We start from the raw sequence: 16,054 nt of genomic DNA, 5'->3' as shown, positions 1-16,054 counted from the left end.
ATGCGAAAAGTGGTGTTAATACTAAGCCTGTCAGCCTTGCTGGCAGGCTTATGGTTGTTTTGGCCAAAGCAGGCGCCTGTTTTACCATCAAAGCCAGCACCTGCAGCGGCAGCACCTGAACCACAGGCAGCTAAGCCTAAGCCTGATCAAACTGCCAAGCCAACTATCAGCGTGACGGAGAAAATTCCTGAGCCAGTGACCGAAAGCTTTAAGCTATTAGCCAGCGCCTATGCCGCTGAGCTTGAGCTACCGCCATACTCACGGCCGCTAAGCCCTGATGATGAGCATTTACTTAACCCCAACCGTTATATCCCACAGACCGTGCCACTTGAGGGCGGGGCCAGTGCCAGCATAGTGCTGCCCAAATATCGCTTTAGTTACCCCGAGGCAGTACCGGTAACTCTGGAGATTAATGGCTTACAGGTGTTTGATGTCAGTGTGAAGTTGGTAGCAGAGGGCGCAGCCGGTAACAGTGAGACGGCTGAAATGCGTGGTACACCGCAGCGTTATACTGCCACAATTTCCCCTGAGGAAGACTGGAATGGCGCCTTTGAAGTGCAGGTGAGTTTTAGCGCTAGTGGCACGACACAGGTGCTAAAAACCGGTATTGAATATCATAATCCGGTGGCCACTATTGTTAGTGTCGCTGATAGCCGTGGTGTCGGTACCGATATGCAGATCCCGGTGCAGCTAGAGGTGAAGCAGGCTGGCTTTTACCGGCTGCGGGCGAATTTATACACCGAACAGCGCCAGCCGCTGGCGTTATTAACAGCAACAGAAAAACTTGGCAGTGGTAAGCAAGAGCTGACTCTGCGCGCTTTTAAGGCCGTGCTGCGTAACAACAGCGGGCCTTATCTTCTGGGCAGCTTTATCCTGGAGAAACGCCCGGCGGTACCCGGTGAACTAACCCGTTATGGTGATAGTGAACAAGCAGAGTATGCGCTGGAGCCGTTCTCGCTTAACCAGCTAAGTGATGAACCCTGGCAACCAGACGAGCAAGAGCTACAGCGGCTACAGTTTCTTCAGCAGATGGCAAACGAGCAATAAACCAGCTCAGAGTTCAACTTATGGCTAGGCAGACGAACGTTAGAAAAGACTAACGCAGTCATGCCAGTTGCTCCTGGTGCTTGATGAATAAATTTCGATTTTACAAATGCTCGTTAGCCAGCAGCGCTATCAAATCTTTCATACATCCTCACATCGCAGATTAGCGATGGCATCTCAGCCGTTATGTTATCCACCTTGCGCAGCAGTTTTGTTGTCGAAAGCATTGCAGCCCACCATAAAAATGTTATAACATCACAACATTCAAAATATGTTATAACGTAACACTTGGATCGTCAAATCGACTGATCAGGTTGCGACAGCAAATGGCTAACATGGAGTGACAATGTTTAAACCGACTCTGTTAACCGCAGCAGTGTTTGCTGCTTTAACGTCAACGGCTTATGCCGACAGTATTACAGGTACAATAACTGACGCGGCGGGTAAGCCGGTACCGAATGCCCGGGTACAGTTAATGGGCGCTAACGGTGAAACGCGCACGGATGACAATGGCCGTTTTGTGCTGACTAATGTGAACGCCGGTGAAGCAGAGCTGCATATCGAAGCGAGCCGCTTTGCCCACCGCAATGTGCATGTTGATGTGCCTGCATCTGGTTTGGATAAGCTGAGCGTCGTGTTACTAAGTTCGACCATCGAGACCATCGACATCAAAGCTAGCCCGTTTCATGCCTCGGTTACCGAGTCGTCGCTGCCGGTCAACGTGCTGGCGGGCGACAAGCTAAAAATGCGCCAGGCGGCGACGCTGGGCGATACGCTAAAAAATGAAGTCGGCGTGCATTCAAACTTTTATGGCGGTGTGACCAGTAGCCCGATTATTCGCGGTTTGGATGGCCCGCGCGTACTGATCACACAAAATGGCCTGGATGCTGGTGATGCGTCCCGTGTTGGCCCGGATCATAGCGTGGCAAGTGAGGCCAGTACGGCAACCCAGATTGAAGTGCTGCGCGGCCCAGCTACCTTGTTTTATGGTAGCGGCGCCATTGGCGGTGTAGTAAACGTGGTGGACGAGCGGGTGCCTACTGACAACAATACCCGTGCAGAATGGATGCTGCAGCGTGAGTCGGTTAACAACGAAAAGCTGGCCGCGGGTTCTATCGTTACCGGCGCAGACAATATTGCGGTGTATGCCGATGCGTTCTGGCGTGACAACGACAGCTACAGCATTAATGGGTTTGCTGAGGTTGAGCCAGAAGCTGATGCCAAGAAAGGTGTAGTAGAGAATACCGCGGCAAAAGCGAAAGGCTTTACGCTGGGCGGTAGTTATTTGCTGGATAATGGCTATGTCGGCCTGGCCTATGGCCACTTAGATCGTGAATATGGCATTCCCGGGCATGCACACGGTGGCCATGATGAGCATGCTGATGAACACGAAGAAGAGCATGGCGCTGAGGAAGCCGTGTACGCAGATCTGACCCAGCACCGGGTGCAGCTGTTAAGTGAACTGAATTTCTCCTCTGGTGTTATCCGTACTGTTAACAGCCGTTTTGCCTTCACCGACTATGAACATGCCGAGATTGAAGCCGGTGTAGTCGGTACCACCTTCAGTAACCAAAGCACAGAGGCCCGCATTGAACTGCTGCACCGGCCTTATCAGGAATGGCGCGGTGGTTTAAGCTTGCATTACAAGCACAGTGACTTTGACGCGGTAGGCGAAGAAGCCTTTACGCCACCGTCAGAAACCGAAAAACTGGCACTGGCCTGGGTGGAGGAACGTCACTTTGGTCATTGGTTGGTGCAGTTAGGTGCTCGTATTGAAAGTGTGACTATCGATGCTGATCAGGTAACACTGGCGGATATCGGCGTACACGCCGAGGATGGGCACACAGATGAGATACATGAAGACGGCGACCATGCGGATGAAATCGCCGCCTTTTCTGTCAGCGAGCGGTTTACACCCTACAGTTTATCGGCCGGCGCAGTATGGGATTTTGCCGAAGGTTACAACCTTGGGTTTTCGTTATCACGCTCGCAGCGGGCGCCTTCGGCAGCGGAGTTATTGTCATTTGGTCCACATATTGGCACAGAGTCTTATGAGATAGGCGCATTGTTTAAGCTGGAAGACGATGAGTTCGTGATAAGTTCGTCGCCTGTGCGGCTGGAAACAGCAAACAACCTGGATATTACGCTGCGTAAATTCAGTGGCAACACCGGTTTTGTGTTTAATGCTTTTTACAATCAGGTAGATAACTACTACTACCAGCAGAATACCGGTTTGTTCGCTGAAGCAGAGCATGAAGAAGATGCAGGGCATACCGAAGAACATGCCAACGAGCAGGAACTGGGCGAAGAACATGATCACAGCGGTGAATTACCGGTATATTTGTTTACTGCTGCCGACGTGACCTTGCATGGTTTTGAAGCGCAGTATGTCTGGCAAATTAATGCTCCATTCCAATTAACCCTGCAGGGCGATTATATCCGCGCCCGCTTGAATGGCGGTGGTGACTTACCGCGTACGCCGCCGCTGCGCTTTGCTGCCGAACTGGCGTATGAGCAGGAGGCGGTGAGTGCCGATCTACGTGCTACCCGTTATATGAAGCAAGATAAAACTGCCGAGCTGGAAACGGCAACCGATGGCTACACCCTGCTTGATGCCAGTGTCAGCTACCGCTTTGCTGTTGGCTCATCACAGCTAACAGCTTATCTGAAGGGGCAGAACCTGACGGACGAGCTGGTGCGGGTCCATACCTCATTTTTAAAAGATATTGCGCCGTTGCCCGGCCGCTCTGTTGCACTTGGAGTACGTGGTAGTTTCTAAGAGCGTGATGCCTCACATATAACGAGCTAACGATGAAGCAAAAAGCCGTTAAGAAAGTTTAACGGCTTTTTTATTAGATTAAGCGCAATCTCGTTGAGAATTATTCGTATTTGTGCTTAGATAGCAGTCGTTGTGCGTTTCCCTTATCCTTCAGGAGTTTGGTGATGAAATCAGTTAAGGCTATTAGTTTAGTTGGCGCAGCCGTAGTGACGGCACTGTTTAATTTGTCTGTAGCACAGGCCAGCGAAGTGAATATTTACTCGGCGCGGCAGGAAGAGCTGATTAAGCCACTGCTGGACAAGTTCAGCAAGGAGACCGGCATTAAAGTTAACCTGATCACCGGTAAGCCAGATGAATTGATTAGCCGCATGGCCAGTGAAGGCCGTAACAGTCCGGCTGATGTACTAATTAGCACCGATGTTGGCCGGTTATACCGTGCCAAACAGCAAGGCGTGCTACAGACCATTGAATCAGCGGTATTAACCGACACTATACCGGCAGAAATGCGCGATCCGGCAGGCCAATGGTTCGGTTTAACCATGCGGGCGCGGCCGATTTTATATGTGCCGGGCAAAGTCGACCCGAAACAGCTGTCAACCTACGAAGATTTAGCCAGCCCGAAATGGAAGGGCAAAATTTGTATTCGCTCGTCAGACAATATTTATAACCAGTCGATGACCGCCAGTATTATTGCGCATGACGGTGCCGAAAAGGCAGAAAGCTGGGCTAAAGGCCTGGTAGCTAATTTTGCCATGCCACCCAAAGGCGGTGACCGTGACCAGATTAAAGCCGCCGCAGCCGGAGTTTGCGATATTGCCATCGCCAATACCTATTACTTAGGTGGCATGCTGGCTGATCCGCAAGAAAAGGCGGCGGCAGAAAAAGTGAAAGTATTCTGGCCAAATCAGGCTGGTCGCGGCGCGCACATTAATATCTCTGGTGCTGGTGTGGCCAAATATGCGCCTAACAAAGCCGAAGCGGTTAAGCTGCTGGAGTATATGATGACCGCAGAAGCACAGCAGTGGTATGCCGAAACGAACCACGAATATCCGGTGCGCACTGGTGTGCAGGTAAGTGCTATTTTACAAGGCTTTGGTGAATTTAAAGCAGACCAGTTACAATTGGACAAATTGGGCGAATTAAACGCCGAGGCGATCCGGGTAATGGACCGCGCTGGCTGGAAGTAATATTTGAAATCAGTATGTTGTAACAAGGTATGCGCCAGATGTTAACCGGCTGGCGCGATATCTGGCGCTGGGCAGTGCTGCTGCCGGCGCTGCTGTTAGCCTTACCGGTGCTGGTGATTTTTGCCAGCCTGTTACAGCCAGAAACCGAGATTTGGCAGCACCTGCGCCAGACGGTGCTGGCCGACTATGTTATTAATTCCCTATTACTCGCTGGTGGAACCGGGCTGGGCGCGTTATTGCTCGGCACTGGCAGTGCCTGGCTTATCAGTCAGTATCAGTTTATTGGCCGGCGGCTGTTGCAGTGGATGTTGCTGCTGCCACTGGCGATGCCTGCTTATATCATTGCTTATACCTACACCGGTATGCTGGACTTTGCCGGCCCGCTGCAAAATTACATCCGCGAATTAACGGGTTGGCGCTACGGTGATTATTGGTTTCCCGAGATCCGCTCTCTAGGTGGCGCCATCGTTATGCTGTCGTTGGTGTTGTATCCTTATGTCTATATGTTGGCGCGCACTGCTTTTAGTGAGCAGTCTGCTTCCCTGTTCGAAGCCAGTCGCACTCTGGGGCTAACACCCCGGCAGCACTTCTGGCGTGTGGCGTTGCCACTGGCGCGGCCGGCCATTTTAACCGGCACCGCACTGGCGATGATGGAGGCCTTCGCCGACTACGGCACTGTGCAATACTTTGGTGTGACAACCTTTACCACCGGTATTTTCCGTACCTGGTTTGGTATGGGTAGCCAGGCCGGCGCGGCACAGCTGGCCGCTTTGCTGACCGGCTTTGTGTTAGTGCTGCTGCTGCTGGAGCAGTGGTCGCGGCGTAAAATCCGGTATTATCATCAGGGCCAGCGCAGCCAACCGGTAAGCCTGAGATCGGTGAGTCTGAGCCGGCAAATGCTGTTGGTGCTGCTATGCAGCCTGCCGGTGCTGTTTGGCTTTGTGGTGCCGGCAATACAGCTAAGTAGTTGGGCGTTGAGTAACTATCAGATCACCTTCAATCAGCAGTTTATTACTCTGGTGTGGAACAGCTTCTCGCTGGCGGCGCTGGCCGCTGTGGTAGCGGTACTGTTGGCACTGTTATTTGCTTATGGCAAACGGCTAAGGCGCGACGTGCTGGTGCAGGCGCCGGTGCGAGTAGCGGCGCTGGGCTATGCTGTGCCAGGCACTGTGATTGCCATTGGCGTAATGATACCGCTGGCTTATCTGGATGGTCGTATTGACGTGCTGGCCGAGCACTGGTTTGGTGTACGCACCGGGCTGATTTTCTCCGGTACCTTATTCGCCTTAGTGCTGGCGTATAGCGTGCGCTTTTTAGCGGTGTCGCTACACAGTGTGGAAGCTGGCTTACAGCGCATTAAACCCAGTATGGATAACGCCGCCCGCTCGCTGGGTTTTAGCCCGCTTGGCGTGCTGAAAAAGGTGCATGTGCCACTGCTGCGCACCAGCGTGCTAACGGCACTGCTGCTGGTATTTGTTGATGTACTCAAAGAGTTGCCGGCGACATTGATCTTAAGGCCATTTAATTTTAATACGCTGGCGGTGCGTACCTATGAACTTGCATCAGACGAGCGCTTAGCCGATGCGGCCTTACCGGCGTTGGCTATCGTGCTGGTAAGTTTGCTGCCAGTGATGTTGTTGGCCCGCTCAGTAAAAGCTACCCATGAAGGAGCGCCCTAATGCTGGAATTGCAACAGGTTGCTGTCGCCTATAGCGGCAACACTGTGGTTAAAGAGGTTAGCCTGTCGTTGGCGCAGGGCCAGATTGGCTGTTTAGTCGGCCCGTCCGGTTGTGGTAAAACCACCTTACTTCGGGCCATTGCCGGTTTTGAGCCAGTGGCCTCAGGTGTAATTAGCCTGCAACGCCAGCCAGTTAGTGACACCACTTCTCAGCTTGCGCCAGAGCTGCGCCAGGTGGGCATGGTGTTTCAGGATTTTGCGTTGTTTCCGCATTTAAACGTGGCGGACAATATCGCCTTTGGTCTGGGCAAACTGAGCAAAGCTGAGAAGACGACGCAGGTAAAGCAATTGCTGCAGTTAGTCGGATTGCCAGATTTGGGCCAGCGCTATATCCACCAGTTATCCGGTGGCCAGCAACAGCGCGTGGCGCTGGCCCGGGCATTGGCACCCAAGCCGCGGGTGCTATTGTTAGACGAGCCATTCTCTAGTCTGGACACTGAGCTGCGCGAAGGTCTGGCACGTGAAATCCGGCAGATTTTGCAACAGCTGCGCATCACCGCCATTATGGTCACGCACGATCAGAATGAGGCCTTTGCCATGGCCGATATGATAGGGGTGATGGAGTTTGGCCGCTTGCAGCAGTGGGCCACACCGTACGAGCTGTACCACAAACCGGCTAACCGCTTCGTGGCCGACTTTATCGGCCGTGGCGTGTTAATTCCCGGCACTATGCTCGACGCTCAGCAAGTACAGACCAATCTGGGCACCTTTACCCAGCGCTACGTCAGCACCGTGCAGGCCGGCGACCAGGTGGATGTGCTGATCCGCCCCGATGACATCGTACATGACGATGCCAGCGGCATTACCGCCCAGGTAGTAGAAAAAGCCTTTCGCGGCTCGCATATTTTGTATCAGCTGAAGCTACACAGCGGTGAGTTGGTGCAATGTCTGGCCTTAAGCCACCATAACCATGCGATAGGTGAGCAGATAGGCATTCGCCTCGATTTAGACCACCTGGTGCTGTTTCCCCGCGTATAGCTTCCGCGGCATAAAAAAGGTCAGCCTGCGCTGACCTTTTTACTACTCTGTTACGCCAATACAACGGGTTGCGGTTAGTCTTTGCCCGGCGCGTTAGGCTGCTCGGGTGGCAGGCTGGTGCTGGCCTCGGCGTCTTGCTGCGGGCTGGCTAACGTGGCCTGATCGCCAGTAACTGGCATAGCACGCGACTGCTGGTTAATTTGATAAATTTGCTCGGTGTTAGATAAATCCTGCGCGTTCTTAATATTGGCAATGGTTTCGCGCTCGGACAGAAAGCTTTGAATGTCGTCCAGTATCGCCTGCATTTCTTGCGGGTTGTCCGCCATTTCCAAAATATGCCTTGGGTGCTCGACGTTTTTCGCGCCGCTGTCGGCAAAGGTGCTGCTCATAATGCGTGAGCTGATGATCCACGGTGTTAATGAAGAGCGCATCACGTAGTTTTCGGACGAGGTAGAGTCGTAAATGCCTTTACCTGTGGTCAGTTTACTTTGGGTGTAGGTGCCTTCGCATTTTAAGTACACCAGTAAGGAGTCAAAATTCAGCTCGGCCCAAAAGGTATGGCTGTAGTTTTCCAGCAAACGGCCAAAGCTGTGGCAAATAAACCAGCTAAAAATCAGACTTAAAATAAACTGACTTTCGTTAAACAGGCTCACCACAAAGCCTTGTGTCAGCGCATCGCTGGGGCGTGCCAAGGCGGTGTATTCGCGAATAAGCTTTAGCACCGTTTCGGCTTCAAACAACAGATAAAACAGAATAAAGGGGCCAATTAGCAGTAATAACTGGCCGCAGACTGTGGCCCACAGCCGCAGCTGTTTAAACAGGGCACTATGTTGCAGCGGCGCATAAGCTGGCTGGGTTTCAATCATCACTTCGCCGCTAAAATCGCCTTTGCTTTCAGATTGTTCGTTCAGGCTGGGGTTAAGCTCTCGGTACACCCGGTTCGGGATCTCTTTATACCGGCGGTTTGCCATCACGATATTGTCGATATTAACAAACAGTTCGCGCGGGTGAATATTCTCCTGCCAGTTGGCGCGGTACTCCGATACTTTGGTTTGTGCCTGTACCTGAGCGGTACGTTGTTTTAGCAGCAGAAAAATAAAGGCGCCACTTAAGGCAGCAAACAGCAGCACTAATAGCAGCTGCGGTGTTACCGCAAAGCTTTGCAGCTCAGATTGCTGCAGCTCGGTAACAAACTGGTGCACCTCTGGTTGCTGCAGCAGATAATTAATGCCCAGCCCCAGCAGCACTGGTGCCAGAATAGCGAACGCCATAATTTTAGCCAGTTTCAGGTTACCCTGAGTTTCAATGGTTTTTTCTGCCTGCCGGTACACGGTACTGGCCGCGCGCCAGGTTAAAATAAGGTACACCACCAGCACAAAAGAGAAAAACGGTAGCAGGATATCGCCGGTGTCGCCGGCCAGTCCTGTCAGACAGACAAAGGCGGTTAATGCATAGGCTACCAGCGCGATAGCCGTGGCAATTAGCGCGCCGGCAAAGCGCTGCGCCAGGTTACGCAGTGGGTAAGGCAGAAAAATCAGTTTAGGTACCAGGGTATGTACCAGCCGCGAGATAAAGCCAACCGGTTCAACAAAGGTTTTGTTTTTGCGCCCCATCAGCATCTCTTCTAAATCGATGCTTTTATAGTGCGGCTGCTCGAGTTTGGCTGTTTCACGTTCAGACTTACTGAAGTTTGTTGCCAGCGAGGTGGGTACGCTGCGGCCAACAAAAAAGCGCAGCATCTGAAAAATACCGCCGCCCAGCGCCCGCAAACCGCCGGCCAGTAACATAAAGCCGACTGCGGCATAAATCCAGGCCAGCGCTTTGTCCTGCTGCACCAGACTCACCACCTGCAGAAGTGGGTAAATACCCAGTAAGCTTACCAGCAAGCCGCGAATGGCGCGCAGTAAGCCTTCAGCTTTAAACGGGTTACGGATGCCAAGCGATTCACTGCCGTAATCATAGGCCATGGTTACTTCCTTTTAAAAATCAGTTTGTTGTAAAACTGCTATCTTGCCTGACTGCCATGCTTTTGCAAGGCGTTGCCCGATAGATTTAGCGGATAATTGGCCGGTTAGCGACATTTTTTATCAGCAATGAAAAAAGGCGCCCAAGACCTGCAGCGCCTACCAGGAAATGGCACTGTCGTTACTTTAAAAAATCGCTGATTTGGCTGGCCATCGCGCTGATGCCCAGCACGCCGTCTAAATGACCAAAGTTGCCGGGAATTTCGTCATACTGTGCGCTGTTACCGGCTGCCTGCATTACCTTGGCGCTGTGCTGGCTTAATGCCGGTGGTAGCAGTAAATCGCCAGTGGCGGGCAAAAACAGCGTTTTGGCTTTCACTCGGCCCAGTGCCTGCTGCCAGTTTTCGCCCATGCCGGCACGCCACAGTTGCGACGCCCGCACTAAATACAGAATATGGTTGGCATCTTGTTTTGCTGCCCGTTGCCGGGCTTGTGCCAGCAGTTGCTGCCAGGCTTGTGGCAGGGCGCGGATATCCTGATGTAAGGCTTTATCGGTGCTAAAGGCCGCATAGCGCGGGTTAAAGCCGTCCGGGTGCAAGGCATCTTGGGTAATGTAGGCCAGTGCCGTGCTTAAGCCTTGCCAGGGCTGGCCTTGGTCGTAGTAGTCGCCAGCCTGCCAGGCCGGGTCTTGTAAAATCGGGTAGGCCCAGCGCTGCAGTTTAATCGCACTAAAGGTATCCATATAGGCGCTGCCAATCACTGGCAGCAGCCGTTCAACCTTGTCAGGGTAACGCACTGCCCATTCAATGGCCTGAAACGAGCCCATCGACGGGCCAATCACGGCGTGAAGCTTGTCAATGCCGAGGCTGTCGAGCAAGGCCTTTTGCACCTCGACAAAATCACCAATAGTCACCACCGGAAAGCTTAAGCCATAAGGTTTGCCCGTTTGTGGGTTAATCGTTGCCGGGCCCGTGGTGATGACGTTTTGATCAAACACATTCGCGTTTACTAAGGTATCGCTGCTAATAACGTAAAACTTATTGGTATCTATCGCTTTGCCCGGGCCAATAATGGCATCCCAATAGCCGGGCGCCGCATCATCAACGTGGTATTTACCGGCAGCATGGCTGCTACCGGAGAAAAAGTGGGTAATTAAAACTGCATTGGATTTATCGCTATTGAGCGTGCCATAGGCTTCCCAGCCAATATGTACCGGGGCAATCGTCTGGCCGTTTTCAGTCGTAAACTTGTCCAGCGTAAAACGCTGCTTTTCGACCAGTAGCGGCTCAGCCGATAACGCAACACTAAAACAGAGTAGTAGGGCTGTTACCCAGCGCATAATCGCTCCTTAAAACCACTGAAACAATAAGATAGCCAGCGCCGTGCCAAGCACCGGCACTAACACACTGACAACGGCGACCGGCCAATAGGCGTTTTGATGGCTTTCACCACAGATAGCACGGATAGTGGTGACCACATAGCCGTTATGCGGCAGGGAATCCAGCGCGCCGGATGAAATAGCCACCACGCGGTGCAGCTGCTCGGCATCGACACCGCGCTCTAAATAGTGCGGTGCCAACTCGGGCAGGGCAATCACCTGGCCACCAGACGCTGAGCCGGTAAGGCCAGCAATGGCACTTACTGCCACAGCGGCACCCAGCAGCTCAGGCCCGGGTAAATGTGTCATGGTGTTCACTACGTTGGCAAACGCCGGAGTAAGTTTCGCTACCGAGCCAAAACCCACCACGGCAGCAGTGTTGCCTATCGCCAACAGCGCCCCTAATACACCTTCATTGGTGGCTGCAGCCGGGTTATGCAAATAGCGAAAATTAAGCAAGTACAGGCTAACCACGCCGCCGGATAGTGCCACAATGAGCGCCGCTTGTTGCAGGCTGTCGTGCAGTAAAAAAGATAACAGCAGCACCACACCCAGCGGAATAATGCCCATTAGCGGGTGCGGTAGAGCGCGGTCGGTAATTTCCGGATCGCTGCTACGCTGCACAAAGTGCTCGCCAGCAGCCTGCGCCCGTTTAATCATCCACATCAATGCGGCGTAACCGGCAATGGCCATAAAGATGGCGACGACAATACTTACTTGCCAGCCGGCATAAGGTGTGGTGCCTAAGTAAGGAATCGGGATCCAGTTTTGTATTTCCGGTGAGCCGGCCGAGGTCATAGTAAAGGTGACTGAGCCCAGCGCCAGTGCGGCCGGAATAAAACGCCGTGGCAGGTTGGCACCTTTAAACAAGCTCACCGCCATTGGATAGGCAGAAAACGCCACGACAAACACACTAACGCCGCCGTAAGTCAGAACCGCGCAGGCTAACACTACGGCTAACACTGCTTTGCCGTGGCCAAGTTTTTTCACTATCGCCAGCGCCACCGCATCGGCCGCGCCAGTATGCTCCATTAATTTGCCAAACAGTGAGCCCAATAAAAACATCAGAAACCAGGCAGCAACAAAGCCGGAGAAGCCGCTCATGTAGCCGTGGACAAAGTCAAGCTTGTCACTGACCTGCCAAAACGGAATGCCATTGGTGATGGCCACCAGTAAAGCGCACAGTGGTGCAGTGATAAACAGGTTAAAGCCGCGCATAGTCAGTACTATTAACAATGCCAGCCCGGCGAGTAATCCGAGAAGACTCAACATCTTGTTATCCTTGTTCGCATTTTCGTTTAGTCTGATACAGGACAGCAGGCATCACCATAGTACTAAGGTACAGGTTAAAAAATCTGCGTTTGCGCCTACAGTAAGGCTACACACATAACAACAAGATCATGTGAAATCAAACAGCAGGAGAGCCAAGATGGCCCATAACCATAATAAAGATGCACAGCACAAGTTTAGTCGTACCCTGTTAAAACCCAGTCTGGTTGCTTTAGCTATCAGTAGCTGCTTTGCCGCCACAGCGCTGGCGCAGGAAACCGCCAAAGAAGACGAAGCAGTAAAACTGGAGCGGATTGAGGTTACCGCCCGGCGCACAGTGGAAAACCTGCAGGAAGTGCCGGTGGCAGTAACGTCTATTGGTGCTGCCGATATTGCCGAACGCGGTATCTCAACCGTGGTAGAAATTCAGCAATTTTCACCAAACACGACCTTACAGCAAAGCCGTGGTACTAACTCAACCCTCACTGCCTTTATCCGTGGTGTAGGCCAGGAAGACCCACTATGGGGTTACGAGCCTGGCGTGGGTATTTACATTGATGATGTCTATGTCGCGCGGCCACAAGGTGCAGTGCTGGATATCCTCAACGTAGAACGTATTGAAGTACTGCGTGGCCCGCAGGGCACGCTGTATGGTAAAAATACCATTGGTGGCGCAGTTAAATATGTCACTAAAGAGATGAGCGGCGATACTGAGTTTGCGGTAAACCTGACCGCCGGCAGCTATAAACAGGGCGATGTGAAATTAACCGGTCAGATCCCACTGATTGATAACCAGCTGTATTTTGGTTTCGGTTATGCCAACTTACAGCGTGACGGTTATGGTAATTTTTTAACTTCAGCGTTACCTAATCAGGATGGCGAAAACTATAACAAAGACTTGCAAGCCTATCGTATGACGCTGGAGTATCGCCCAAGCGATGCGGTGTTTATGCGGTTGAACTACGACAAAACTGAAGATGACTCTAATGCCAAAGGCGGCTACCGTTTACTGCCCAGTTTGCTCACCGATGCGCCGGTGCCGGATAGCGTATTCGACTCTTACACCAGCTTACCAACCAAAAACAAAGTAGAAACTGAAGGCTTAAGCCTGACAGTAAACTGGGATATTAATGATGACTGGGCGTTCAAGTCGATTACCGCCCAGCGCGAAAGCTATTCGCCCACCAATATCGATTTTGATAACACCTCTTTGCCGATTTTTGATGTACCCGCCATTTATGACGATGAGCAGTTCACTCAAGAGTTCCAGCTGAACTACCAAACCGATGGCTTTAAGATGGTGTCAGGCGCTTACTACTACACAGCAGACTCTTGCGGCGTGTTCGATGCCATCTTAGGTGTGCTTGGTCAGTCACTCGGAGCGCCGGGCCTTACCCGTGAAGTAGGTGGTTGCAGTAACGGCGACAGCACTGCGTTATATGCGCAGGGAACTTATGATATTGATGATAAATGGTCGGTAACCGCCGGCTTACGCTACACCAAAGATGAAAAAGAAGCTGTGGTGCGCAATGGGCTGATTTTTGACATTGTGTATCCGGAGTCGGGCTGGATCCCTGGCTATGTGCGGCCAGATGGCTTAACCACACCAGTGGTACTGGATGACAGCGAAAGCTGGTCTAAGGTAACGCCAAAAATTGGTGTGGAATATCAGTACAGTAATGATCTGATGTTGTTTGCCAGTTACAGCCAGGGCTTTAAGTCCGGTACTTTTAACCCAAGGGCGACGGTGGCAGAGCCTGCCGCAGATCCTGAAGATGTTAACTCTTTTGAAATTGGTATGAAGAGTGACTGGAATGACAGAGTACGTATTAATGCTACCTTATTCATGCTGGACCACAAGGACCGCCAGTATATCGCCGTGATCCCGGATGAAAATGATGCGACGGCATTAAACCAGCGGTTAGGTAATGTTGGCCGTTCAGAGGCGACTGGCCTGGAGCTGGAAGTAACCTGGAAAGCCAGTCGTGAGTTGGAAATTTACGGTAATCTGGGCCTGATAGATGCTAGTTTTGAAGAGGCGCTCACCTTTGTGCCGGGCACTGGCGCGGTGGATATCTCCGATCGCTTCTCGGTAACCAACACACCGGAGACGACGGCGAATGTCGGCTTCAGTTACAACCTGCTGACAGACTTGGGTGATGTCATTTTCAATGGTAACTACAATTACCGTAGCAGCTACTCGCTGGTCGAACTGGACAACCTGTTGACACAAGACAGCTATGGTTTGTTAAACCTGGGGGTAACCTGGTTTAGTAATGATGGCCACTGGAGTGTTGCGCTGCATGGTAAAAACCTGACTGACGAAGAATATCTGGTAGGTAACTATGCGTTTATCGCGCCGGATCCGGCTAATCCAGGCCAGTATATTCCGGGTCTGGGCGGTGATAACACGTTAATCGGCTATTACGGTGCGCCACGCACCGTCAGTCTGACTGTCGGTTACCGTTTCTAACCATAAAACCCTTGCCGGGGCGCGAGCCCCGGTACATTATGGGCAAAAAGCCCAGAAGTTAGTTTATGATTGCCTTAATTGCTGATGATCACCCGCTATTCCGGGTGGCTTTATCCCAAGCTTGTGCCAATATCCTTGGCAGCGACGCCCTGCTTTTGCAAGCTGAAAATATGCAGCAGGTGTGGCCGTTATTGCGTGCCCACCCCGACACCCACTTTATTTTTCTTGATTTAAAAATGCCCGGCAGCGACGGCTTTACCGGCTTAACCGCACTACGCACCGAATACCCGGATGTGCCGGTAATTATGGTGTCGGCCGAAGAAGACCCGGTAGTCATAAAGCAAGCGCTGGCGCTTGGCGCTGCGGCCTATATTCCTAAGTCAGCGCCGCTGGAGTTGCTGTCACAAGCCATTAGTGCCGTGCTAAATGGCGACAGCTGGCTGCCGGCAGAGTTGGCGCAAGACGTGCACAACGCCAAAGCCTTGATCGATGAAGACTTTGCCAGCCGGTTGGAGCAGCTAACACCGCAGCAGTTTCGGGTGCTGAAGATGATTGCCGATGGCCTGCTCAATAAGCAAATTGCCTATGAAATGCAGGTGCAGGAAACTACGGTAAAACAACATGTCTCGGCCATACTGCGCAAGCTGAACGTGAATAACCGCACCCTGGCCGGCATCTTATTTGAAAAACTCAGGCTGCCGGGCTAGCTATATCAGCGTCAGGCAGCTTTACAACGCCTCCTCAGTTTACTATCGAGCGATTTATTAATTTCATATAAAACAGTGCTTTCTAATGTTGGCTTACACTATGCATTGCGCTGCACTGTAGTGCATCCTGCATATTAAGGTGTGATGTGGGTTTCGACTTTTACCAAAGGAGAAGCTAGCAATGGAAAACCTTGTTTCAATCCGGGGCCTTGGCACCCTATCGTTATATTTGCTCTGTTGTCTGAGTTTTGGTGCATTGGCGGGGGCTAAGGCTGTGCTGTCCGGGCCGTCGCACGCTGCAGCCGGTGATATCATCACCTTGCAAGGCCAGCATTTTAGCGCTGGCGAGAGTTACAGCATTAAAACCATTATGGGTAAGAAAACCAGCCAGCAGCTGGTGACGGCAGATGAGTCCGGCAGCTTAAGCTTTCAGCTGGTTACCGGCAGCGCGGGCCAGTATCAGCTGCAGGTGCGTGACAGCAAAAAACGCCTGGTAGCAACCTCTGCGGTGCTGGTAAGGCCAGCAGGAGACTGAAC

At 52.1% G+C, this 16,054-nt stretch carries 11 protein-coding genes; 8 read left to right on the top strand and 3 right to left on the bottom strand.

What is annotated here, in order from left to right; genetic code table 11:
* From ABGI61_RS04710 to ABGI61_RS04690, 5 genes are all read left to right on the top strand, one after another.
* Entirely contained in the window at nucleotides 1–1,047 is a 1,047-nt protein-coding gene (locus ABGI61_RS04710) for a DUF4785 family immunoglobulin-like domain-containing protein (protein WP_347597635.1), read from the top strand.
* 343 nt (nucleotides 1,048–1,390) lie between these two features.
* Complete coding sequence (locus ABGI61_RS04705) at nucleotides 1,391–3,823, top strand: TonB-dependent receptor (RefSeq protein ID WP_347597632.1); 2,433 nt, start codon at nucleotides 1,391–1,393, stop codon at nucleotides 3,821–3,823.
* A 164-nt stretch (nucleotides 3,824–3,987) separates the two neighbouring features.
* On the top strand, nucleotides 3,988–5,010 hold the full coding sequence (locus tag ABGI61_RS04700; RefSeq protein WP_347597629.1) for a Fe(3+) ABC transporter substrate-binding protein: 1,023 nt from the start codon (nucleotides 3,988–3,990) through the stop codon (nucleotides 5,008–5,010).
* 38 nt (nucleotides 5,011–5,048) lie between these two features.
* A complete protein-coding gene (locus ABGI61_RS04695; protein WP_347597626.1) occupies nucleotides 5,049–6,689 on the top strand; it encodes an ABC transporter permease in 1,641 nt (546 codons plus the stop codon).
* Complete coding sequence (locus ABGI61_RS04690; RefSeq protein ID WP_347597623.1) at nucleotides 6,689–7,726, top strand: ABC transporter ATP-binding protein; 1,038 nt, start codon at nucleotides 6,689–6,691, stop codon at nucleotides 7,724–7,726. The genes ABGI61_RS04695 and ABGI61_RS04690 overlap by 1 nt, the downstream gene beginning before the upstream one ends.
* A gap of 74 nt (nucleotides 7,727–7,800) precedes the next feature.
* Here the strand turns inward: ABGI61_RS04690 and ABGI61_RS04685 are convergent, their stop codons facing one another.
* From ABGI61_RS04685 to ABGI61_RS04675, 3 genes are all read right to left on the bottom strand, one after another.
* On the bottom strand, nucleotides 7,801–9,693 hold the full coding sequence (locus ABGI61_RS04685) for a hypothetical protein (protein WP_347597620.1): 1,893 nt from the start codon (nucleotides 9,691–9,693) through the stop codon (nucleotides 7,801–7,803).
* Nucleotides 9,694–9,871: 178 nt separating this feature from the next.
* Nucleotides 9,872–11,029, bottom strand: a complete 1,158-nt coding sequence (locus ABGI61_RS04680; protein ID WP_347597617.1) for an E22 family MetX-like putative esterase — start codon at nucleotides 11,027–11,029, stop codon at nucleotides 9,872–9,874.
* A 9-nt stretch (nucleotides 11,030–11,038) separates the two neighbouring features.
* Entirely contained in the window at nucleotides 11,039–12,340 is a 1,302-nt protein-coding gene (locus tag ABGI61_RS04675; RefSeq protein WP_347597614.1) for a GntP family permease, read from the bottom strand.
* 157 nt (nucleotides 12,341–12,497) lie between these two features.
* On the opposite strand from ABGI61_RS04675, the gene ABGI61_RS04670 reads away from it, so the two are divergent.
* From ABGI61_RS04670 to ABGI61_RS04660, 3 genes are all read left to right on the top strand, one after another.
* Nucleotides 12,498–14,810, top strand: a complete 2,313-nt coding sequence (locus ABGI61_RS04670) for a TonB-dependent receptor (RefSeq protein ID WP_347597611.1) — start codon at nucleotides 12,498–12,500, stop codon at nucleotides 14,808–14,810.
* A gap of 65 nt (nucleotides 14,811–14,875) precedes the next feature.
* Complete coding sequence (locus tag ABGI61_RS04665) at nucleotides 14,876–15,517, top strand: response regulator transcription factor (RefSeq protein WP_347597608.1); 642 nt, start codon at nucleotides 14,876–14,878, stop codon at nucleotides 15,515–15,517.
* 181 nt (nucleotides 15,518–15,698) lie between these two features.
* Nucleotides 15,699–16,052 carry a hypothetical protein gene (locus tag ABGI61_RS04660; protein WP_347597605.1) on the top strand — a complete coding sequence of 118 codons (354 nt, stop codon included), beginning with the start codon at nucleotides 15,699–15,701 and terminating at the stop codon, nucleotides 16,050–16,052.
* The last annotated feature ends 2 nt before the right edge of the window (nucleotides 16,053–16,054 follow it).

Origin of the sequence: Rheinheimera fenheensis (assembly GCF_039871805.1) — a bacterium.
Classification (GTDB): domain Bacteria; phylum Pseudomonadota; class Gammaproteobacteria; order Enterobacterales; family Alteromonadaceae; genus Alishewanella; species Alishewanella fenheensis.
This window is presented reverse-complemented; position numbering and strand designations above follow the sequence as displayed.

Bases quoted from the DNA above. Each gene is read 5' to 3' on its own strand.
- ABGI61_RS04690 (WP_347597623.1), top strand. From the start codon at position 6,689: ATGCTGGAATTGCAACAGGTTGCTGTCGCCTATAGCGGCAACACTGTG.
- ABGI61_RS04665 (WP_347597608.1), top strand. From the start codon at position 14,876: ATGATTGCCTTAATTGCTGATGATCACCCGCTATTCCGGGTGGCTTTA.
- ABGI61_RS04710 (WP_347597635.1), top strand. From the start codon at position 1: ATGCGAAAAGTGGTGTTAATACTAAGCCTGTCAGCCTTGCTGGCAGGC.
- ABGI61_RS04670 (WP_347597611.1), top strand. From the start codon at position 12,498: ATGGCCCATAACCATAATAAAGATGCACAGCACAAGTTTAGTCGTACC.
- ABGI61_RS04700 (WP_347597629.1), top strand. From the start codon at position 3,988: ATGAAATCAGTTAAGGCTATTAGTTTAGTTGGCGCAGCCGTAGTGACG.
- ABGI61_RS04675 (WP_347597614.1), bottom strand. From the start codon at position 12,340: ATGTTGAGTCTTCTCGGATTACTCGCCGGGCTGGCATTGTTAATAGTA.
- ABGI61_RS04705 (WP_347597632.1), top strand. From the start codon at position 1,391: ATGTTTAAACCGACTCTGTTAACCGCAGCAGTGTTTGCTGCTTTAACG.
- ABGI61_RS04680 (WP_347597617.1), bottom strand. From the start codon at position 11,029: ATGCGCTGGGTAACAGCCCTACTACTCTGTTTTAGTGTTGCGTTATCG.
- ABGI61_RS04685 (WP_347597620.1), bottom strand. From the start codon at position 9,693: ATGGCCTATGATTACGGCAGTGAATCGCTTGGCATCCGTAACCCGTTT.
- ABGI61_RS04660 (WP_347597605.1), top strand. From the start codon at position 15,699: ATGGAAAACCTTGTTTCAATCCGGGGCCTTGGCACCCTATCGTTATAT.
- ABGI61_RS04695 (WP_347597626.1), top strand. From the start codon at position 5,049: ATGTTAACCGGCTGGCGCGATATCTGGCGCTGGGCAGTGCTGCTGCCG.